This window comes from Leifsonia sp. PARNA 1/14, from assembly GCF_055720965.1.
In genome coordinates this window covers 198,776-218,888 of the sequence record NZ_JBVQSP010000006.1, presented here as the reverse complement: position 1 = coordinate 218,888, position 20,113 = coordinate 198,776, and the positions used below count along the sequence as shown (strand labels likewise).

Sequence of the window (20,113 nt, the reverse complement as noted above, 5' to 3'; positions counted from 1 at the left end):
AACGCCACTCAAGCGGGCTCGTCAATGGGGTGGACGACCTGGCCGGGTCGATCGTGGCTCTGGCGCGTCGCCTCGCCCGTGTTGCAGGATCGTCTGCAGACGGAGGGAGACCCATGGACATGTCGAACACCGGAGGAGCCGAATACCCCGACGAGGCCGGCTATCCCGACGGGGAGGGGACGCTCGACGAGGGCACGGGCGCGTTCCACGACGAGGAGCGCGGGGCCGAGCCGCAGGGCGGCGTCGAGGTGGAAGGCGTCGAGGTGGAGGTCGAGGAGCCGCAGGGCATCGACCAGCTCGAGGAGTTCGATCGGCCGGATGCACGCGACGAGTAGACCAGAGCCCGCCCGATCGCTCGGACGGGCTCTGGCATTGTTCCCCATACCCGTAGCTACAGGGACCACCACAGTACCTCCGCGTGGGCCGCGCCTCCAGCAGTGGAACCCGGGATATGGGCGGCGACACCATCCGGGGGTACTGTTCGGTCTGTGAGCGACCTCAGGCGCGTGCGGAGCAGCACTGCGGACCCGACCGAGGCCGATGTCCTGTTGCGGGAGGCGGACGGGCGGTTCGCGTTCTCGCGGGATCCCGGCGCCGACTTCTCGTTCCGTGTCGAGCAGGCCGGCGACGACGGCCTGTCGGTCGGCCTCTACCGGATCGGCGGCGAGTGGCAGTCCGACGGCGAGTTCGACCAGTTCAGCGTCTCCGGCGTCTTCTCGGGCGACTATCGCTGGGAGATCGACGGAGAGCGCGACTCGTCGTACGCTGCGCCGTTCCTGGCTCGTCCGGGACACGACCTGTTCGGACACGGCGAGAACCTGACGATCGTCAACGTCTACATCGCACCCGGCCTGCTCCGCGATGTCTCACGCGTGGTCTTCGCCGACGACCGCGTCGTGCCGGAGTTCGCCTCGCCGCGACCCGTCGACCTGCGCCGGAGCTATCGGATGCTCCAATCGATCCAGCTCGCCGCGGAGTTCCTCCGATCGGGCACGTTCGACAACCCTCTGGTCCGCGCCGGCCTCTTCCACGAGCTCGCCGTGGACGTCCTCGAGACGTTCCCGCTGGTGGGAGATCGCCGCATCCGGCCGGCGACGAACCGCACCGAGCGCACGATCTTCCGGCGGGCGACCGCCTTCGTGGACGACCACCTCTCGCTGCCGATCACCGTCGGCGACATCGCGTCGGCGGCGGGTGCGAGCCGCTACGACCTCGATCTGGCGTTCCGGTCGCGCACAGGGACGAGCGCGGGGCGGTATCTGCGTGCTGCGCGGCTCTCGGCTGCGCGCTCGGATCGGGAGCGCGACCCGGCGACCAGCGACGACGACCTCGCCTTCCGGTGGGGCTTCGCCTCCGGTGACCGCTTCCGCAGGGTCTACATCGCGGAGTTCGGGGCACCGGAGGCGCCGCCGGCGATCAAGCCGTAGCGGGTTCAGCGCCCGGCGGGACGAGCGTCCGGTCGACGATCGCCGTCGCGACCGCCGTCAGCCCCAGCTGGTGGCTCCGGGCGTAGCCGCGGATGACGGCGAAAGCCTCGTCGATGCTGATCTTCTGCAGCTGGGCGACCACGCCTTTCGCCTGCTCGATCACGATCCGGCTGTTGAGCGCGGTCTGCAACTGCAGGCGGATCATCTCGCTCTCGTGCAGCGTGCGCTGATGGAGGATGCCGATCGTCGCGACGTCGGCGAACGCCTGGGCGGCGACGAGATCGTCCTCGGCCAGCTCGCCGGCGGCCTCCCCGAGCAGGTTGAGTGTGCCGATGGTGGTGTCGCGCAGCCGCAGCGGGATGGCGTGGATCGACTCGAAGCCGTGGCCGAGCGCCTTGTCGCGGAATTGCTGCCAGCGCGCCGGAGCGAGGGCGATGTCCGGCAGCGACACGATCCGGCCCGTCGTGTAGCTCTCGATGCACGGGCCCGAGTAGGCGCTGAGCTGGAACACCTCCACGAGGCGGCTGGCTTCGCTGGTGGAGGCGAGGAGGTCGAGCTCGCCGGTGTCGTCGGCGAGGAGGACGCCGGAGGCCGTGACCGCCAGGAGGTCGCTGCAGGTGTCGACGAGCCGCTGCATCAGGTCGACGACGTCATAATCCGCGACCAGCGTGTCCGCGAGTCCCACAAAGGCACGGAGGAGTTCCAGCTCGCGCGTCTTGTCCGTCATCGCGGACCCTCGTCGGCCGGAGCATCCTCTGCGAAGTCGAGCTCCCCGGCGACGACGTCGCGCGAGACGTCCATCATGGAGCGGCCCGTCGCGAACGCGTGGCCCTGGATCACGAGCCGCGCGTCGTCTGCGCTGATGTCGAGCTGGGCGAGGACCATGCCCGTCGCCTGGTGCACGAGGCGCCGCGAGAACGGGCTCTCCGGCTCGTCCGGGTCGTCCTCGCTCGACCGCACGAGCGCTCGCCGCAGCACCAGGCGCCCGACCTCGTCGGCGAGGGAGGCCGCCTGCCGGGTCTGAACCCGGTCGAGTGTCAGCGCGGCGCGGGAGTACATGTCGATCGCGCCGATCCGCAGAGAGCCGACCAGCATCGGGAAGGCGAACAGCGAACCGACCCCATCGGCGACGGCGGCCTCGCTGAACGCGGGCCAGTTCGTGCGCGGGTCATGCCGCAGGTCCGGCTCCAGCACCGGCCGGGAGGTGCTGAGGGCGTCCCAGCACGGGCCGATCCCCAGATCGAGCTGCAGCTCGTCGAGCCGGGCCGCCTGGGCATCGCTGGCGAAGACGGTCTCGGAGCCGAGGAGGTCGCCCAGCGTCGAGATGGCGGTGCCCTCGACCGGGAAGAGGTCGACGAAAGGCCTGCCGAGCGCCCGGTTCGACGGCAGCTCGTCGCGCAACTCGCGAATCGCCCGCGAGAATCGTTCGTCTTCGTTGGCCATCGCCTCAATTATGGCCGAATCGCCGCCCTCGGCCGCGTCGGCTTTCCGGCGTCCCGGCTCGCGCACCTCCCACTCCGGCATCGACCGTCTCCGCTTCCGGGCCGGGCTCGGGCCCACCACGGACTGTCCACCTGTCCCGTCCGGATTACAACCGGGCGCCTGACTCTCTCACCAACGATGGAGGGTCTCCTTGGGGTTCTCGCCGTACTGCTCCCGGTAGGCGGCGGCAAAGCGGGGCACGTGCGCGAACCCCCAGCGCTGCGCGATCTCCGCCACGGTCGCGCCGTCGGTCGGATCAGCCGCGCGGAGGTCGTCCCTGGCCGCCTCGAGCCGGAGCAGCCGGAGCTGCTGGGTCGGGCTGCGACCGAGCCGGCGCAGGAACGCGTCCTGGAGGCCGCGGGGTGAGAGCCGGGCGGCCTCGGCGATGTCGGCGACGGTGACGGGCTCGGCCAGGTGCCCCTCCATGTAGGCGATCGCCCTGCGCACCGAGCCGGGCAGCGCGTCATCGCCCTGTTCGGCGTCGTCCCATCCGGACGTCGAGTTGGGGAACGCGGTCAGCACGGTCGCCACGAGGTGCCGTGCAGTGGCCTCCCAGAGCAGGTCGTTGTGCAGCAGTTCCGGATGCCCGGCCACGTCTGTGCGCGCGTGATGCTCCGCAGACCTCCACAGCGCCTCGTGCACCGGGCTGAGGGCGTTGGCGGCCCGGAAGGCGGTGACGGCGCGCCAGGGGCCGAAGTGGTCGCGGACATACGCGTCGATGGCCGAGCGCCCGAACCGCACGGCGCGCAGCCGATACGGAGCCGACCAGTCGACCTCGAAGTCGCCCGGCGGGATCAGCACAGGGCTCGACGTGTCGAGCGTCGTGCCGCCCGCTCTGATGGTCGCCGAGCCGGAGTGGACGTCGGCGACGACGACCGGGGCGGCGTCGCGGATCCGGACGTGGCCGCTCGCTCCCCACTCCAGGGAGATGAGCGACACGAAGGCGTCGCCGTACTCGACGGCGGACACGTGGAAGCCGCGCGCGTCGTCCGTCTCGATCCGGATGCCGGGGTAGACCGGCTCCAGCGCCTCGGCGGCGTCGTCCGGGCGTGTGGCCGTCCACGCCAGGCTGTACTGCATCGCCACTCACCCCCAGCGATCGGGAGTTCCGATCCGGTGTCGCCGGGGTCCGGGGTGACAGTGAGAATGCTAGGCCCGGTCGGAGACCGGGTCCAGGGGACTAGGAGGTCGGATCCTGCCCTGGGGCTTCCGACCGGGGCAGGAGCATCGCGCAGCCGTAGGCGTCGCGCGTGAGCCGCTCGACGAACGCCTCCGGCGTCAAGCCGTGCTCCGCGGCGCGGCGCAGCAGCCGAAGATAGGCGTCGTGCTCGACGGTGACGGTGAGCTCGCCGGGGTCCGTGCTTCGATCGAGGTACATCGCTGCGGTGACTCCCGTCGCACTGGAGGTGCTTCGTCAGAAGGTGGTCGGGGTCCTGCGCACCCGAAGCGCAGGACCCCGACTGAGCCTCGAGATCAGAACTCGGTCGGCTCAGGGGCGGAGAGCGGCGTCGGGGGAAACGAAGCTCTCCAAGGCGGTATTCGCACTGTGAGTGCAGTGTACGCGCCAACTGGAACTTTAATCCAGATTGAAGTTCCAGTTCGCCGGCATCCGTCAGTACGATGAACTCGGGGGCTACACGGATCGCGAGGAGGTGGGGATGCCGGTTCCGGGTTCACCGAGCGGCGCGCCCGTGCGCCTGCTCGCGCGCGACCGCGCCTACGAGGCCCTGAAGAACGCCATCCTCACCCGCACCATCCTCCCGGGCGAGCGTCTCGACGACGACCGCCTGCAAGCCTGGCTCGGGATGTCGAAGACGCCCATCCGGCAGGCCCTCCACGCCCTCACCGTCGAAGGTTTCGTCGAGACGGTCGCCCAGTCGCACACGCGCGTCGTCGAGCCGCGACTGGAGGACGCGGTGGCGAACCTCCAGACGATCGGGGTGGTCGTCCTCGGCATCCTCGACCTCGTCTTCGACGAACTCGGCGAGACAGGCCGGCGCGATGTGGCCGGCGACATCGACCGACTCGTGGATGCGTTGGACCGTGAGGACATCGACGGCTCCATCGCAGCGTCGGCGGCGTATTACGCGCGCCTGATGACGTATTGCCGCAACCGCGTGCTGGTCGAATTCTCGGCGCGCGCCCTCGCTGCGCGGGCGTACTACGTGACCACCGCGTACCGCGCCCTCGATGTGCAGTGGGACGAGGCGGCGACGGCGTACCGGAGGCTCCGCGACGCCGTCGAGACCGGCGACGCGCAGGGCGCCGCCGATGCGACGAAAGCCGTGTTCCGCATCGAGCTGCCCGACCTCCGGCCCCCGCGGACGTCCATGACACCGGGGAGGAAGTCGTGACGCCGATCCCCGAGGCAGCAGGGGTCTCCGGTGCGCCCCGCGAGCTCGTGCGCGATCGGGTCTACGGCCGGCTGAAGGATGCCATCCTCTCGGGTGTGCTCCTGCCCGGCGAGCGCCTCGACGAGGCCGAACTGCGCGCCTGGCTCGGGGTCTCCGGCACTCCGATCCGTCAGGCGCTTCACACGCTCAGCCTGGAAGGCCTGGTGCAGACGGCCCCGCAATCGCACTCGGCGGTCATCGCCCCGCGGCCGGAGCAGGCCCAGGAGACCCTGCAGACGATCGGCGTGCTGCTGGCGGGCGCGACCCTCCTGGCCCTTCCCCACCTCGACGCGGAGGCGCGCGCCGCGATGGGCGCGGGGATCGACGACGTCATCGCGGCGCTCGGGGCCGGCGACGTGCCCGCGATCACCCGCTCGGCCGAGTCGCTGTTCACGACGGTGCTGCGATCGTGCCCGAACCTGGTCCTGGTCGAGCTCATCGAGCGTGCAGCCCCCTCGCTCGGCTACCACGTGAGCGTGGCCTCGCAGGGCCTGCGCACAGACCTGGACGACCTGGCGCGCGGGTACGAAGCGCTGAAGGACGCTCTCGACCGCGGAGACGACCGCGAGGCGGTCATCGCCACGAAGCGGGTGTTCGGCGTCCCGCACCCGACGGCCTGACCCACGAGCTCCAGCTCGTTCGCTGAGGATCCCCGGTGTGCCCGCGCATCCGCCTCGACACCGCTCCGATCTGCGGCTACCGTGCTTGAGGCCGTGAGGAGGTGGCGCGTATGAGGTCAGCCGGAGGACCCGTCCGGCGTGCCGTCGTCGCCGCTGCCCTCGCGCTCGCGCTCGGCCTCACCGGCTGCGCCGCGGGATACTCCGCCGAGACCGCGAGCACCCTCCAGCACGGTGTGCTCGAGGTGGCGACGGCAGCCCACGCAAACGACCTCGCAGGCGCGCAGACCAAGCTCGCCGCGCTGGCGAAACTGAACGACGCCGCCCTGGCGAAGGGCGAGATCAGCAGCGCGCGGCACGCCGCGATCGCCACGTCCATCGGGGCCGTGCGCGCCGACCTGACGCAGCTGCAGGATCAGGCCGAGAAGGCTCGGCTGCAGCAGCAGCTCCAGCAGCTCCAGCAACAGCAACAGCAGCAGCAGCAACAGCAGGACCAGAAGGACAAAGGCCACGGCAAGGGCAAGACCGGCACCGGCGGCGACGGCGGTGACGGGTGATGTCGACGACGAACGAGACCCCGCGGCAGCTGACCGGCGAGACCGGCAGGCTGATCGCCGACCGCTACCGCATCCTCGACAGGATCGGCCGCGGAGGCCTGGCCGACGTCTACAGCGCGACCGACGAGGCGCTCGGGCGGGAGGTCGCGCTGAAGATCTTCCGCCCGGAGTTCGCGTCGGCGGCCGACCTCCGGCGACAGCAGGACGAGGTGCGCATCCTCGCGACCCGGTCGCATCCGTCGCTTGTCACGCTCTTCGACGCGATCTCGGACGCCGAGGGCCGTGGTGTGCTGGTGCTGGAGTACGTGAAGGGCACCGACGTGCGGGAGCGCCTGCGTTCCGGCGCGCTCGCCGCGCCGGCCGTCGCCGCGATCGGCGCCGATATCGCGCGGGCGCTCGCGTACCTCCACGGAGCGGGTGTCGTGCACAGGGACGTCTCGCCCGCGAACATCCTGCTGCCGGAGTCCACCGCCTCCGGGGTCGCAGCGAAGCTGACCGACCTGGGCATCGCCCGCCTGGTGGACGATGCGAAGGTCACGGCGACCGGCACGGTCATCGGCACGGCCAGCTACCTGAGCCCCGAGCAGGCCGCCGGCCGGCCGCTGACCGCGGCGACCGACGTCTATTCGCTGGGGCTCGTGCTGCTTGAGTGTCTGACGGGCCGGCGGGAGTTCCCCGGCAACGCGGTGGAATCCGCCACGGCCCGGCTCTCCCGCGACCCGGCGATCCCGGAGTCGCTGGGCGCCGGGTGGGTGGAGCTTCTGCGCGGGATGACGGCGCGCGAGCCCGGCGACCGTCTGACCGCCGGGGAGGCCGCCTCGCGAGTGAGCGCACTTCTGGCCGACGAGGCCAGGACCGCGGTGCTCCCCGGGCCGGACGAGGTGCCGACGGCGCCCATAGCGGCACGGGACGTGACGACGACCCTTCCGCCGACGCTGCTGCTCCCGACGCCGGACGCGCGGGCGACGCAGGCGGTGCCGACCTCCGCGAGGCCGGAGTCGGGCCGCCGCCGGACGGCTCTCGCCGTCATCCTGGCCCTCGACGCCGTCGCGGCCGTGGTCGCTGTGATCCTGACGATCGGAGCGCTCGGCGCCGCCTCCCACCCGGCTCCCGACCCGGTCGGCAGCTACCCCGCCGTCGGCGGCACCCTCGGCACCCACCTGAAGCAGCTGGAGCACCAGGTGTCGACGTCGTACGCGCCGTGAGCCGGGCCGGTCATGCCGCCACCGGCCTCCGGAGCACCCACGCCACCGTCCCGCGCCAGGTCCCGCGCAGCTCGCGTCCACGGCGCCACTCCCGCCAGGTCAACCAGATGATGACCGCGTCGAAGACGGTCAGCACCGCGACGCCGATCGACGGAGCGGTCACCAGCTCGTAGACCTGGAAGACGAGGAACGCCCCGAGCGCCGCCATCGCCCACGGGTAGATGCGGCGCGACCCGACCAGCAGCGCGATCACGATCGCGAGCTTCACGATGCCGTGCACCAGCAGGTAGATCGCGGCGAAGACGATGCTGCCGTGCTGCAGGTGCGCCGCACCGTGCAGGATGAGGTGGGCGATGAGGTCGTGCGGGTCCTCGGCCAGCTCCCCCGATGTCGCACGGCGGGCCACGTGCTGCAGCTTCGCCGGGGTGGCGAAGAACAGCAGCACGCCGCCCACGACCTCGACCAGGCCGTCCAGCCCCTTGAAGAGCACGCCGAGGAGGAAGACGAGATCGAGTATCCGGTCCTTCATCGCACCTCCTGAGCCGGTGTCGCCGTGATGACGACGATAACCCCCGACTCCGCGAGGAGTCGGGGGTCATGTCGTCGAGCGACGCCGCCTACTTCAGCGTCATGGTCTCCATCGACAGGTAGGTCTTCGCCGCCCAGGAGGCCGGGTCGTCCGCGAAGTGGCCGCGCAGGGCGCCGTTCTGGAGGGCGTTGTCGATGGACATCATGATCATCGACTGATCGAGGACGAGCCGGCGATGCCCGATCGATCCGGTTGCCGGGTTCACGGCGTCGAAGAAGCCGCCGTCGGCGCTGTAGATGCCCGGGTAGAGCGACCGCAGCTTCGCGATGTTGGCGTACGAGTCCTGCGGCAGCACACCGAGCGTGGTGAAGGAGGCGTGCGGGGTGACCACATCCTCCGCCGAGCAGGTCGGGCACTGCGCGAGAGCCTGGCCGGCCGGGAACTTCTGGCCGGCGGCGCCGTACACGCCGTAGCCGCCCGTGTCATCGGCCGTGCTGGAGGGCGACATGCCCCAGACCGGGTAACCGAGCGTCTCAGTCGCGTACTTCTCCTGCACCTGGGCGGTGCGCACGTCGGCCAGACCGAAGCCCTTCTGACCCCACGTGGTCTCCGGCACGATCTCGTTGGCGAGCGTCGCCTCGAACATGCCGCCTCCCCAGGTCGGCAGGAACGTCAGCGACGTGCCGGGATAGGTGTAGTGACCCTCCCAGACGTTGAAGACCTTGCCGCTCTGCGGGTCGGTGTACTTCTGCCAGTCGCCGGCGACCGGCCACTGGCCCTGCCACGAGAAGTCCGGATCGGTGCTGCACTGCTGCGGCGGAAGGGTGCGCCAGGTACGCCACCAGACGTCGCCCGGCATCTGGTGGAGGCCCATGCCGATGTACATCGCGATGCGCGGGTCGCTGTAGATCGCGCCGTTGTGGTAGCCGGCGGGCCCCTGGTCGGCGTAGTAGCCGCCGTACATCTGGCCGGTGGGTTGATTGCCCGCGATGTCGGGGTTGGTGTTGCACGCGGTCTGCGCGCGGTCGTCGTAGAAGATCGAGAAGTCCATCGGCGCGATCAGCGCGTCGATCTGCTTCCGCAGCTCGGGCAGCGCCTGCCGGGCGACCAGCAGGCCGGACGCGTACCAGCCGTTGTCGACGGCCGACAGGAACGAGCAGTTGTCCTGCTGCGGTGCCGTCTCGGTCGAGCAGTCGGCGGCGCCGGGGTTCAGGATGGTGTGCCCAGTGCTGGTGTCGTACCACTGGAACAGGAAGCCGTGCGAAGAGTGCAGCGCGGCGACGCCGGTCAGAGTCGACGAGATCAACGCCCTCTCCTCGGGCCGCTTGATGATGCCCAGGTCGCCGGCCGAGACGACGGCCTCCAGATAGACGCCGATGTTGGCCGCTGAGGTGTAGCCGCCGCGGGTGGCGCCCGGCCCGAGGTTGTCGAGCGGCAGATGGGTGGTGGGGTCGACGTCCTTCTTGAAGAAGTTCCAGGTGTCTTTGGCGACCTGCAGGAGGTCGGCCTTCTGGGCCCGGGTGAGCGGCGGCTGGGCGCTCATCCCCTGCATGCCGGTCGGTCCGTGGCCGTCGGGGGCCGGCGCAGCGGTCGCGGTCTGGGCGGTGATGAGGGACCCGGCGGCGAGGCCGAGCGCGACGGACAGTCGCAGGATGACGGTTGCCCGGCGGGAGCGCCGGGCGGGGCGGGGTCTGGTCATGGACGGTCTCCGTTTCGTGTCGTCGTTGATCACTCCGCGGACCGTATGCGCATACATTCGATAGCGCAAGTGGGGTCGATCCTGACATTCGCGAAGCATTCGGCGGCGTGCAGACGGCCGGATCACGGACCGGGAGCGAACTGCGAGAGCGTGTCGGTGGCGAGCGCCGTGCGCAGGTGCGCGACCGCGGCCGGATCGACGTTCACGATGGACTGCCCGTCGGCGGAGGTGCCGGTTCCGGCGGTCGGCAGCGTGAAGGTGTGGATGCTCGACGCGCCGGAGAGGCGCAGGCTCGCCGTGAGCGCGAGCATGCTCGGCAGATCGAACGACGAGTCCACGCTGATGGCGGATCCGGTGGTTCGCGCGAAGGCGAGCAGGGCGGACGGGTCGGTGAGCACCGAGCGGTGGATCAAGGTGGTGGCGAACCCGGCCAGGAGGGCCTGCTGATCGGCCACGCGCTGATAGTCGGCCGTGGGAAAGGCGTAGCGCTCGCGAGCGAACGCGAGGGCCTCGTCGCCGTCGAGGTGGTTCATCCCCTTGACGAAGGTGTAGTGCGGCGCCTTGACGGTGGTGAATGCGACGGGGCTGTCGACGTCCACGCCGCCGATGGCGTTCGTGATGTCCTTGAGCCCGGCGAAGTCGAGGATCGCGACGTGGTCGATGCGCACCTGGAGCAGTTGCTCGACCGTCTGCACGGTCAGCGGTGTGCCGCCCCAGGCGAGGGCCGCGTTGATCTTCGCCGTGCCGTTCCCGGGGATGGGGACCCAGAGGTCGCGCATGATCGATATCACGTAGACGTTCCGGCGGTCGGCGTCGATGTGCACGAGCATCATCGTGTCGGAGCGCTGATTCGACCCTGCGGTGTCGCCGACGGCGGTCGGGTCGCCCCGGGAGTCGGAGCCGAGCAGCAGGATGTTCGTCGCGCCGGTGGACGAGACGGGAGGCCTCGGAACGGCAGTGGGCAGAGCGTTCGGTATTCGCGTCACGTGCGAGTCGAAGGTGCTGGCGACGCTGCCGGCGTAGAACGCCGCCGCGCCGAAGACCGTGCCCGCGACGAGCAGGACGATCGATGCGAGCACGATCGCGATGTGCAGCCGGCGTCCGGTGCGGCCGTGCGGATGTCTGCGCACGCTGTGGATGGCCATGCGGCTCGCCCCCTCGTGCCGGGGGTCGGGTGCCGGCACCTGAGACCAGTCGAGAAATCCTCAGTTCTCTATTGGTGCGGACAGTATAAGCAGTCTGTCCTCACTTCTGAGGACCCCCACTTCGTGGGACTCCTCTGCGCGGCGGTCAGCACCACGCGGCGGTCAGCGCCGCGCGGGGTCCAGATTGACGCCGATGCCGGACGTCAGTTGCGGCTCCGACGAGTGCACGAACAGTCCCGGGTTCAGCCAGACGAGCTGTGTCGGGGTCAAGCCGAAGCGGCGGGACACCTGATGGATCGTGTCGTCGGGGTCAGGGACGTAGTAAGCGAGCGTGCCTCCGTCGACGACCGTGCGACCGTGCGCGTACGTCTCCGCGCCACCGTCGACGGCGCTCAGGCCGGGGAACGCGGACGGCAGGGTCCAGGTGATCGTGGTCGCGGCGACGGCGCGTGCATCGCCGGAGGGCTTCTCTTCGATCGAGTGCAGGAACGTCGGGTCCCCGGCGAAGGGGGAGTCGAGCGCGAGCAGCAGGACCAGCTCGCCGTCGGCGTCGGTGCCCTTCTGCGCGGGTATCGTGCCGAAGCGCGCCTCGTTCTGGATGTTCTCCGGTTTGCCGTCGTACCGTTTGCCGGAGACGATCAGGTCCATCGCTGCGGGATCGACGGCGCTGGGATCGTCCGGCCGGATGTGGATCTCTATGCCGCGGTCCGCGCCGACGACGATGCGCACGGCGCCGGTCAGTGGATGGTCTGCGACGGGAGCAGCGATCGGCTCGTGGTCGATGACGCGAAGCTCACCCGTGCCGATGGTCCGGCCGGCGACCAGCAGGTTCGGCAGGGTCCGCTCGAGCGCTGCCGGATCCGCCGCGGCGCCGGCGCGCGGTTCCGAGACCGGTTGGGTCGAGACCGAGTGGGTCGGAGGAACGGCCAGGGCGCACCCCGCCATGAGCCCGACGACACCTGCTGCGACCACGGTCGCGACAACGCGACCCACCCCCCACTGGATCATGGACCGACACTACCGGACTCCGGCCCCCGGACTCGGGCCGGAACCGAGGCCGGCGACACAGCGGCGCGAGTCGGAGGGCTTGACAGCCGGCAGGTGCGGGCCGACGTTGCCAAGACGACGACGGGAGGGAGTCCGATGCGCGCAGGGCGGCCCGATGACCGGACGCACGATGAGCAGCCGCCCATCGTGGTGACATCGGACCGGGGCGGCCAGGGTCGTGAGGGCGAGCATGTCGACGAGGCGACCGTGCTCCTCCTGCATGGGATCGGTGTCAGTTCCCGGTACTTCCACAGGCTGGCCTCCGTGCTCGCCGAGCGTGGCCGCACGATCGCGGTCGACCTGCCGGGCTTCGGTCGAGCGCCGAAACCCGCGCGTCGGCTGACCGTCGAGGACTACGCCGACCTCGTCGCGGCGTTCCTCGATGGGCGCGCGCTCGGCGGCGTCGTGGTCGTCGGGCACTCGATGGGCGCACAGGTCGCTGTGTGCCTCGCCCGGCGCCGGCCGGACCTGGTGGCCGAGCTCGTGCTGCTCGGCCCGGTCATGGCACCGACCGACCGGACCCCGCTGCGCGCCGCGGGCAGGCTGGCTCTCGACATACTGCGCGAAAGTCCGCACAGCAACGCCCTCGTCTTCACCGACTACCTGCGCTGCGGACCGCGGTGGTACCTGGCTGTTCTGCCCTCCATGCTCGACTACCGCCTCGAAGACGACCTCCCGCTGATCGGGGTTCCCGTCACCGTGCTGCGAGGAGAGCGCGATCCGATCGCACGCGCCGGCTGGGCGCACGCGATCGCCTCGCTGGCGCCCCGCGGCCTGCTGGCGGAGGTGGAGAGGGCTCCGCACGTGGTCATGCTGAGCCACCCGCGCGAGGTCGCTCGCCACGTGGGTCGGCGGTGAATGAGGCAGTATAGGTGATCGCGGACGGTTTGCCAACGCCCCCGGCCTTTCGAGCGGATACGGGAAACTAGGACGATCGACGCAAGCTGGGAGGTCAATAGTGCGCTCTGACGATCGCCGCGCGCTGCTGGAGCGCGACCTTCCGCTCGCCGCGAGCCGAGGTGAGATCGTCGCCTACTTCCAGCCGCAGTTCTCGTTGGAGACCGGCGAGGTCGTCGGGGCGGAGGCGCTGAGCCGGTGGATCCATCCGCAGCTCGGCCTGATCGCCCCGGGCGAGTTCATCCCGATGGCCGAGCGCCTGGGACTCGTCGGCGGGATCGGGGACGTCATGCTGCGGCTCGGCTGCCACGCCGCCCGGGACTGGCAGGACCAGGGTCACCCGATCGAGGTCGCGGTCAATGTGTCGATCCTTCAGCTTCGGACGCCGGCGATCGTGGACGCGGTCGCCGGGCTGCTCGAGGAGTTCTCCCTCGCCCCGCATCTGTTGACGCTCGAAGTGACCGAGACCACCCCGGTGACCGAGGTTCCGGAGGCGATCGACGTCGTCCACCGGCTGAGCAAGCTCGGTGTGAACATCTCGGTCGATGACTTCGGCGCTGCGTATGCGTCGCGCGAGCAGGTCATCGCGCTGCAGGCGATCGAGTTGAAGGTCGACCAGTCCCTCGTGCAGGTGAACCAGGGCGCGCGCGCCGAGGATCTGGCGCGCGCGGTCGAGTTCGGCAAAGCACAGGGGATGCGCCTGGTCGCGGAGGGCATCGAGACGGAGGCGCAGCTCGCGCGCGTCCGCGAGCTCCACTGCGATCGTGGCCAGGGGTATCTGTTGTCGCGTCCGACGAGCAAGGCGGAGGTGGACGACCTCCTGGTCGGCGCCGGGCGGCCGCCGCACCGGTGAGCAAGGGCGCGCGAACTTGACGATTGCCTCATAAACCGTCACTCTCAACACATGTATTTCGACCGGTCATGCCCGTGAGGCCTGACGTGCGCGACGAAGTCGCGCGTATGCAGCCCTTCCCCCGAGCCCTTGTAGACCGATCCCATGTCATCATCGACGCCAACCTGGCGCTGGAGGTCTGGGCGAGCAGACCCTCCGGGGCGCTCGCCGGGATGCCGCTGGCCGAGGTCCTCGGCGTCGACGCCGAGGAGCTGGACGCCGCGCTGGCGACAGGCAACCCGGGCGGAATCCGCCTCGCCTCCACCGCGCACGGCTACCAGGGGACGCGGAGCTCGCTCGTCATCCGAGCCGTGCGGATCTCCGGCGGACGCACGATCGTCGCTTTCGACCCGGAGCTGGCCGCGGTCGGCGAGCGCACCGCTGCTCTCGGGCGTCGCGAGAGCGACCGCCTGCAGCTGCTGCTCTCGGCCTCCGTCGCGTTCGCGAAGACGCGAACCGAGGAGGAGCTCGGCGAGCTCCTGTCCGAGACGGCGCGCCGGGCGTTCAACGCGACCGCGTGCAGTGTGCACACCGGCGAGCCGGGAAGCTACACGCTGATTGCGGGCGAGAACATGCTGGCGGCGGAGTGGCCGAAAGATGCGCAAGGCAACTCGGTCCAGCTCGGCGGGGTGGTGACGATACAAACGCCCGCGGAGGCCGACGCCGTCGCTCCTGGCATCGGATTGAGCGGCGTCTTCGAACGGTCCGGGGTCTCAGCGCTCATCGCCGTGCCCATCATCGAAGACGACGTCCTCTACGGCGCCTTCGCCTGCTACTTCGACCAACCCCGCAACTTCGACGACCAGGCCGTGCCGCTGGCCGAGGCGCTGGCCCAGCTCGCCGGGCAGGTCCTCGTCCGCTTGCGGCTGGAGGCGCAGCTGCGCCGTGCGGCGATGCTCGACGAGGTCACGGGTCTGCCGAACCGGCGCCTGTTCGACGAGAACCTGCACCAGACCGAGCGGGCGCACGCCGACCAGGTCGCGGTGCTCTTCGTCGACCTCGACGGGTTCAAGGCCATCAACGACACCCTCGGGCACGCCGCGGGCGACACGGTGCTCAAGGAGGTGGCCGAGCGGCTGAGCAGCGTCTTCCGCCAGGACGACATGATCGCCCGCTACGGCGGCGACGAGTTCATCGCCGCCCTCCAGGTCGCCGATACGTCGGACGCGCTCGAATTGGCCGACAGGGCCCGAGCGGCCATCGCCCAAGAGTTCCCGGGCATCCCGGCCGAGCTCAGCATCACCGCGAGTGTCGGGATCGCCGTCGCCGGCGGCGACGTGGGCGAGCAGTCCATCGACCACCTCATCCGCCTCGCCGACCAGGCGATGTACGCCGCGAAGCGAGGCGGCGGCGATCAGGCGGTCGTCCACGAAGCCGTGCTGTAACCGCAGCTGTGAGGGGGGCCGTCGCCCTCATTACCGCATGCGCGCGTCGCCGTCTACGGGGAGACGGCGACGCCCGGAATGCCGGAAAATGTGTACGTGAACAACCCCGACATCCCGGTTCCGCTTCTACTCGAACGGTACCGGCCTACACGGCTGCTCGCTCGCGGCGGCTCCTCGATGGTCTTCCGTGCTCGCGATGAGAACCTCGGTCGCGACGTCGCCGTCAAGCTGTTCTCCTCGGGAAGCAAGAGCGACCTCGCACGGTTCCGGGCGGAGGTGGGCGTACTCGCGAGCCTCCGGCATCACGGCGTCGTGTCGATCCTCGATGCGGGCGTCGACGACTCGTCGCCCAAAGACCCTCGCCCCTTCCTGGTCATCGAGCTGGTCGAGGGCGACACGCTCCGCGCGGTCCTGAATGCGGATCCGCTGACCACGCGGCAGATCGGTGAGATCGCGTTCGAGGTCGCCGAGACGCTCGAGTACGTCCATGCGCGCGGTGTCATCCATCGCGACGTGACACCGACGAACATCATGGTCGTCGATTACGGCACGCGCTTCTCGCGTCCGCGGGCGAGGCTGACGGACTTCGGTATCGCGATCCATGCGACGCACCCCCAGGAGCTCGCGGAGGCGACGTTCGGAACCGCCGCTTATCTCAGCCCCGAGCAGGTGCGGAGCGAGACGCTGACGCCCGCGTCGGACATCTATTCGCTCGGCCTGGTCCTGCTGGAGTGCTTCACGCGGACCGTCGCGTTCCCGGGGTCGCCTGTGGAATCCGCACTCTCCCGTCTGGAACGCGATCCGGAGACTCCCGACGACGTCCCGGATCGCTGGCGGGAGCTCATCCGGTCCATGACGCACTCCGACGCGTGGCGGAGGCCGTCCGCTGCGGACGTCGCGACCGCGGCGCGAGGGGCACTGCGCGCCGACCGGGAACACGAATTCGCGTGAGCGCGTGCGACGCTCGACCGTCGGCTCAGGCAGCATATGATCGTCACGCCGGCGCGACTGCGCGCGGCGGCCGCCCTCGGAAGGAGAGCACCGGTTGGGCACTCTGATCTACGGTTCCGGCGCGAAGATCGACATCGACGATCGCCTGCTGGCCCACCTTCAGCTGGTCATCACGTCGAAGCTGCGACGGAACGAGCAGTTCCTCTTCGAATGGGACCACGACGAGGCCTACTCGCGCGGCCGGACCGCGATCTGGATCAACCCGTCCGTCCCTGTGCACTTCCAGTACGTCGGAAGCCGCCGGCCCGCGCTGAACCGTGCGTGGACGGAGGCGCTGATGGACGCCGCCAACAGCGTCGGCGGTCTTCGAGCGGTCCCCGAGCCTGCGGCGCGCTGATGGGAACGCTCTTCTACGGCGATGCTCTCTCTTCGGTGGAGTTCGACGATCGCCTGCTCGCGCACCTGCAGCTCGCGATCGTCACGAAGCTGAGGCGCAACGAGAGCTTTGTCTTCTCCTGGGACATCCCCGTCGCGGGCGGAAGCGGCTCCAACTCGATCTGGATCTCGCCGACCGTCGGCCTCCGCTTCACCTACCCGTCGCGTACTCGCGAGACGATCAACCGCGCGTGGGTGGAGGCGCTCGTCCGCACGGCGAACAGCGTCTCGGGCCTCCGCGTCATCGACGAACCCGACGCCGGAGCAGAGGCGCAGACGCGTGCACCGGACACGAACGACAGAACGGATGAACAGTGATCGTCAACAGGCTTACCGTGGACGGCAAGGACTACTTCCTGCCGGGTTCAGTGACGGAGCTGCGCGAGAAGATCAGGGCCGCGATCCAGGCGGGCGGCGACTACGTGAACATCCCGCCGCTGCGCTCCGGCCCCGGGATCGACATCCTGTTCTCGCCGGGCATGCCGGTGGTCTGGAGCCAGATCGACGTGGGAGGCGACCCGGGCGCGGAGGCGGACGACGCGGAGGTGTCGGAGTCGAGCATCGACGACGACACGTTCGACGGACTCTGAATCGCTGATCCGCTGATCGAAAGCAGCTAACCCTCCAACTCCGCAGTTCGAGATCCGAACTACCCACCGCCGTGGCTCACGCGCACAGTGGATCGCATGGACGAGAACTTCTACGACGTCGTCGTCGTCGGGGCGGGAACGGCGGGGTGCGTGCTGGCGGCCCGGCTGAGTCAGGAACCGAGTCGACGCGTCATGCTGCTGGAGGCCGGCCCGGACTTTGCGGCCGACCGGCTCCCTCCCGAACTGCTCGACGGAACGCGAGGAGCGAGCGTCGCGGGCTACGACTGGGGGATCGTCGGAAACGCGTGCGGTCGTGTGGTCGGCTTGCCGCGCGGGCGCGTGGTCGGCGGATCGTCCGCTGTGAACGCGACCTTCGCGCTTCGCGGGTCGCCGTGCGACTACGACCGCTGGGCGGTTCCCGGCTGGCGCTGGGCCGATCTGCTGCCGGAGTTCGTGCGACTCGAGCGCGACCTCGACTTCGGCGATGAGCCGTATCACGGGTCCGAGGGCCCGGTGCCGGTCCGCCGCTATCTCGGCGACGAGCGCTCGCCGCTCACGGTGGCGGTGACCGATGCGCTGGCGGCGGCGGGCCTCCCGGTCGTCCCGGACCACAACGCGCCGTATGCCGTCGGCGTCTCGGCACTTCCGGTCAACACGCTCGACGGGCGCCGCATGAGCATGGCGCTCACGCACCTCGAGCCGGCGCGCGAGCGCCCCAACCTCACCGTGCGCGGAGACACCGCGGTCGCGGCGATCGAGACGAAGGATGGTCGCGTGACGGGGGTCCGTGTCGCGGCAGGAGAGCTCATCGCGGCCGGGGAGGTCGTGGTCTGCTGCGGAACCTACGAGACGCCGCGACTGCTCCGTCGCTCCGGCATCGACCGCCCGGGCCTCGGCGACAACCTCTCCGATCACGCGGCGGTCAGCATCGACCTGCCCTACGCCGGGCCGCCGACGGACCGGCCGGCATTCCAGGTGGTCGCCACACTGCACTCGTCGTACGCGGATCCTGCTGTCGACCCACCGGACCTCCAGATACTCGCCGGCGGCCCGTGGCCCGGCGACGACGGCCCGGTCTGCTTCGTCAGCGCCGCGCTGCTCACCCCACGTTCCCGCGGCCAGGTGGGGGAGACGATCGACCTCGGCTACTTCACCGATCCTGCGGACCTCGTCCGGTTGCTCGAAGGCGTCGACCTCGCGGAGGAGGTCGTCGCTCGTCCCGAGGTCCAGGCGGTCGTCGGCGGAGGCCGGTTCAGCCCGCCGAGGACGACACGCTCCGAGACCGAGGAATGGATCCGATCGACGGTCTGGAGCTATCACCACCCGGTGGGCACGTGCGCGCTGGGACGCGTCGTGGATGCCGACTGCCGGGTCGACGGCATCGAAGGCCTGCGCGTGATGGACGCGTCCGTGCTCCCGGCGGTCCCTTCGGCGAACACGAACCTTCCCACGCTCGCGGCTGCGGAGCTGTTCGCGCGCCGCTGGGTCGGAGCGCCGGCTGTGGGAGTCCGATGAGCGCTCCGCTCGCACATCTCGGCGACCGGGTGCTCGCCCCCGGATCGTCGGGCTACGACGAGGCCCGCAGGGTCTGGAACGCCGAGATCGACCGGCGTCCCGCTCTGATCGTGCGCTGCAGCGGCGCGGACGATGTGGCGGCGTGCGTGCGATACGCCCGCGAGAATGCCTTCGAGCTGGCCGTCCGCGGAGGCGGTCACAGCGTCGGGGGTCTCTCGATGGCGGACGGCGCAGTGATCGTGGATCTCTCCGGCCTCCGTGGTGTCAGTGTCGCCGGCGACGTCGCTCACGTCGGTGGCGGTGCCCTGAACCGTGACCTCGACGCCTGCACGTCTCCGCTCGGCCTGGCGACCACCAGCGGCATCGTCACCCACACCGGTCTCGGCGGCCTGACACTCGGCGGGGGCATCGGCTGGCTGATGCGACGATATGGCGCGACCTGCGACAACCTCGTCGGGGCGCAGCTCGTCGACGCCGACGGCGAGACGCGGGAGGTCGGCCCGGATGACGAACTGCTCTGGGGGCTCCGCGGTGCCGGAGCGAACTTCGGGGTGGTCACCCGCTTCGACCTGCGCCTGCATCCCGTCGCGACGGAGCTCCCAGCGGGCGTGCTCGTCTTCCCGGCCGAGCGTGCCGAGGAGGTGCTCTCGGCCTACGCGGTTTTCGCTGAGGACGCACCCGCTGAGCTCACCACGATCGTGAACCTGCGTCACGCGCCTCCGCTGCCCTGGTTGCCGCCGGAGTTGCATGGGCGGCCGGTGATCCTGATCGCCTGCTGCTGGTGCGGCCGGCCCGCGGCCGTGGACACGATCCTCGCGCCGCTGCGCGAGCTTCACCCGCTGGTCGACACAGTGCGGCTCACTCCGTATGTCTCGCACCAGGCGCTCTTCGACGCGGCGGTTCCCCACGGGCTGCACTATCACTGGCGCTCCGATTACGTCGCCTCCTTCGACGAAGGTGTCCGCGCTGCCCTTGTGGAGAACGCATGGCGGATGACCTCGCTGCGCTCGTACACGATCCTCTTCCAGCTCGGCGGAGCGCTCGCCGATGTGGATCCGGACAGTGCGGCCTTCTCCGGGCGGCGCGGGTTCGCCGTCAACGTCAACGCCGTCTGGGCGGACGGCCAGGAGCCCGACCGCGCCTGGGTCGAGGGGACGTGGGCGGCGCTGCACCCGCATTCCACAGGTGTCTATCTGAACTTCCTCGACGCCGAGGGAGCCGATCGGGTGGCGGCAGCCTACGGGGACGCGGCGCCCAGGCTCCGCGAACTCAAGCGCAAGTGGGATCCTGAGAACGTCTTCTCCCACAACCACAACATCGACCTCGTTCGACCGAACGGAGGATGAA

Annotated in this window: 23 protein-coding genes; 15 read left to right on the top strand and 8 right to left on the bottom strand. The window is 70.1% G+C overall.

The annotated features are described in order from the left end of the window. Positions 1 to 113 precede the first annotated feature (113 nt). Together AC0HS0_RS16720 and AC0HS0_RS16715 are read left to right on the top strand one after the other, a co-directional pair. Positions 114 to 335, top strand: a complete 222-nt coding sequence (locus tag AC0HS0_RS16720; RefSeq protein WP_472965266.1) for a hypothetical protein — start codon at positions 114 to 116, stop codon at positions 333 to 335. A 153-nt stretch (positions 336 to 488) separates the two neighbouring features. Further along, a complete protein-coding gene (locus tag AC0HS0_RS16715; protein WP_472965265.1) occupies positions 489 to 1,427 on the top strand; it encodes a helix-turn-helix domain-containing protein in 939 nt (312 codons plus the stop codon). On the opposite strand, the gene AC0HS0_RS16710 is transcribed toward AC0HS0_RS16715, so the two are convergent. From AC0HS0_RS16710 to AC0HS0_RS16695, 4 genes are all read right to left on the bottom strand, one after another. Further along, positions 1,417 to 2,154: a GAF and ANTAR domain-containing protein gene (locus AC0HS0_RS16710; RefSeq protein ID WP_472965264.1), complete on the bottom strand. Its 738-nt coding sequence runs from the start codon at positions 2,152 to 2,154 to the stop codon at positions 1,417 to 1,419. The genes AC0HS0_RS16715 and AC0HS0_RS16710 overlap by 11 nt on opposite strands. After that, on the bottom strand, positions 2,151 to 2,870 hold the full coding sequence (locus tag AC0HS0_RS16705; RefSeq protein ID WP_472965263.1) for a GAF and ANTAR domain-containing protein: 720 nt from the start codon (positions 2,868 to 2,870) through the stop codon (positions 2,151 to 2,153). Before AC0HS0_RS16705 ends, AC0HS0_RS16710 begins: the two co-directional genes overlap by 4 nt. Before the next feature lie 168 nt (positions 2,871 to 3,038). Next, positions 3,039 to 3,989, bottom strand: a complete 951-nt coding sequence (locus tag AC0HS0_RS16700; protein WP_472965262.1) for a helix-turn-helix domain-containing protein — start codon at positions 3,987 to 3,989, stop codon at positions 3,039 to 3,041. 100 nt (positions 3,990 to 4,089) lie between these two features. Next, positions 4,090 to 4,287 (bottom strand): hypothetical protein, encoded by a 198-nt coding sequence (locus tag AC0HS0_RS16695; RefSeq protein ID WP_472965261.1) that lies wholly within the window; start codon positions 4,285 to 4,287, stop codon positions 4,090 to 4,092. Between the two features lie 208 nt (positions 4,288 to 4,495). Between AC0HS0_RS16695 and AC0HS0_RS16690 the strand changes: the two genes are divergently transcribed. The 4 genes from AC0HS0_RS16690 to AC0HS0_RS16675 all read left to right on the top strand — a co-directional run bounded on the left by AC0HS0_RS16690 (position 4,496) and on the right by AC0HS0_RS16675 (position 7,681). Next, positions 4,496 to 5,263: a GntR family transcriptional regulator gene (locus AC0HS0_RS16690; RefSeq protein ID WP_472965260.1), complete on the top strand. Its 768-nt coding sequence runs from the start codon at positions 4,496 to 4,498 to the stop codon at positions 5,261 to 5,263. Then, complete coding sequence (locus AC0HS0_RS16685; protein WP_472965259.1) at positions 5,260 to 5,922, top strand: GntR family transcriptional regulator; 663 nt, start codon at positions 5,260 to 5,262, stop codon at positions 5,920 to 5,922. The genes AC0HS0_RS16690 and AC0HS0_RS16685 overlap by 4 nt, the downstream gene beginning before the upstream one ends. 110 nt (positions 5,923 to 6,032) lie before the next feature. Then, complete coding sequence (locus tag AC0HS0_RS16680; protein ID WP_472965258.1) at positions 6,033 to 6,476, top strand: hypothetical protein; 444 nt, start codon at positions 6,033 to 6,035, stop codon at positions 6,474 to 6,476. Then, the gene (locus AC0HS0_RS16675) at positions 6,476 to 7,681 is read left to right on the top strand and encodes a serine/threonine-protein kinase (protein ID WP_472965257.1); all 1,206 of its coding nucleotides are present in this window, start codon (positions 6,476 to 6,478) and stop codon (positions 7,679 to 7,681) included. The genes AC0HS0_RS16680 and AC0HS0_RS16675 overlap by 1 nt, the downstream gene beginning before the upstream one ends. A gap of 10 nt (positions 7,682 to 7,691) precedes the next feature. Here AC0HS0_RS16675 and AC0HS0_RS16670 read toward each other — a convergent pair whose 3' ends face one another. From AC0HS0_RS16670 to AC0HS0_RS16655, 4 genes are all read right to left on the bottom strand, one after another. Then, entirely contained in the window at positions 7,692 to 8,210 is a 519-nt protein-coding gene (locus AC0HS0_RS16670; protein ID WP_472965255.1) for a DUF2127 domain-containing protein, read from the bottom strand. Positions 8,211 to 8,298: 88 nt separating this feature from the next. Further along, the gene (locus AC0HS0_RS16665; protein ID WP_472965253.1) at positions 8,299 to 9,909 is read right to left on the bottom strand and encodes a glucoamylase family protein; all 1,611 of its coding nucleotides are present in this window, start codon (positions 9,907 to 9,909) and stop codon (positions 8,299 to 8,301) included. A 122-nt stretch (positions 9,910 to 10,031) separates the two neighbouring features. After that, positions 10,032 to 11,054: an LCP family protein gene (locus tag AC0HS0_RS16660; RefSeq protein WP_472965252.1), complete on the bottom strand. Its 1,023-nt coding sequence runs from the start codon at positions 11,052 to 11,054 to the stop codon at positions 10,032 to 10,034. Between the two features lie 162 nt (positions 11,055 to 11,216). Beyond that, positions 11,217 to 12,062: a hypothetical protein gene (locus tag AC0HS0_RS16655; protein ID WP_472965250.1), complete on the bottom strand. Its 846-nt coding sequence runs from the start codon at positions 12,060 to 12,062 to the stop codon at positions 11,217 to 11,219. A gap of 186 nt (positions 12,063 to 12,248) precedes the next feature. On the opposite strand from AC0HS0_RS16655, the gene AC0HS0_RS16650 reads away from it, so the two are divergent. From AC0HS0_RS16650 to AC0HS0_RS16610, 9 genes are all read left to right on the top strand, one after another. Beyond that, complete coding sequence (locus AC0HS0_RS16650) at positions 12,249 to 12,959, top strand: alpha/beta fold hydrolase (protein ID WP_472965249.1); 711 nt, start codon at positions 12,249 to 12,251, stop codon at positions 12,957 to 12,959. Between the two features lie 100 nt (positions 12,960 to 13,059). Continuing rightward, positions 13,060 to 13,851, top strand: a complete 792-nt coding sequence (locus AC0HS0_RS16645; protein ID WP_472965248.1) for an EAL domain-containing protein — start codon at positions 13,060 to 13,062, stop codon at positions 13,849 to 13,851. Between the two features lie 86 nt (positions 13,852 to 13,937). Continuing rightward, positions 13,938 to 15,275, top strand: a complete 1,338-nt coding sequence (locus AC0HS0_RS16640) for a GGDEF domain-containing protein (protein ID WP_472965247.1) — start codon at positions 13,938 to 13,940, stop codon at positions 15,273 to 15,275. Positions 15,276 to 15,371: 96 nt separating this feature from the next. Continuing rightward, entirely contained in the window at positions 15,372 to 16,226 is an 855-nt protein-coding gene (locus AC0HS0_RS16635; protein ID WP_472965246.1) for a serine/threonine-protein kinase, read from the top strand. A gap of 94 nt (positions 16,227 to 16,320) precedes the next feature. After that, positions 16,321 to 16,623, top strand: coding sequence for a DUF7882 family protein (locus tag AC0HS0_RS16630; RefSeq protein ID WP_472965245.1), 303 nt, complete (start codon positions 16,321 to 16,323; stop codon positions 16,621 to 16,623). Then, positions 16,623 to 16,979, top strand: coding sequence for a DUF7882 family protein (locus tag AC0HS0_RS16625; protein WP_472965244.1), 357 nt, complete (start codon positions 16,623 to 16,625; stop codon positions 16,977 to 16,979). Before AC0HS0_RS16630 ends, AC0HS0_RS16625 begins: the two co-directional genes overlap by 1 nt. Then, positions 16,976 to 17,251 carry a hypothetical protein gene (locus AC0HS0_RS16620; RefSeq protein ID WP_472965243.1) on the top strand — a complete coding sequence of 92 codons (276 nt, stop codon included), beginning with the start codon at positions 16,976 to 16,978 and terminating at the stop codon, positions 17,249 to 17,251. Before AC0HS0_RS16625 ends, AC0HS0_RS16620 begins: the two co-directional genes overlap by 4 nt. 96 nt (positions 17,252 to 17,347) lie before the next feature. Beyond that, positions 17,348 to 18,766, top strand: coding sequence for a GMC family oxidoreductase (locus AC0HS0_RS16615; RefSeq protein ID WP_472965242.1), 1,419 nt, complete (start codon positions 17,348 to 17,350; stop codon positions 18,764 to 18,766). After that, on the top strand, positions 18,763 to 20,112 hold the full coding sequence (locus tag AC0HS0_RS16610) for an FAD-binding oxidoreductase (protein WP_472965241.1): 1,350 nt from the start codon (positions 18,763 to 18,765) through the stop codon (positions 20,110 to 20,112). Before AC0HS0_RS16615 ends, AC0HS0_RS16610 begins: the two co-directional genes overlap by 4 nt. Position 20,113 lies beyond the last annotated feature (1 nt).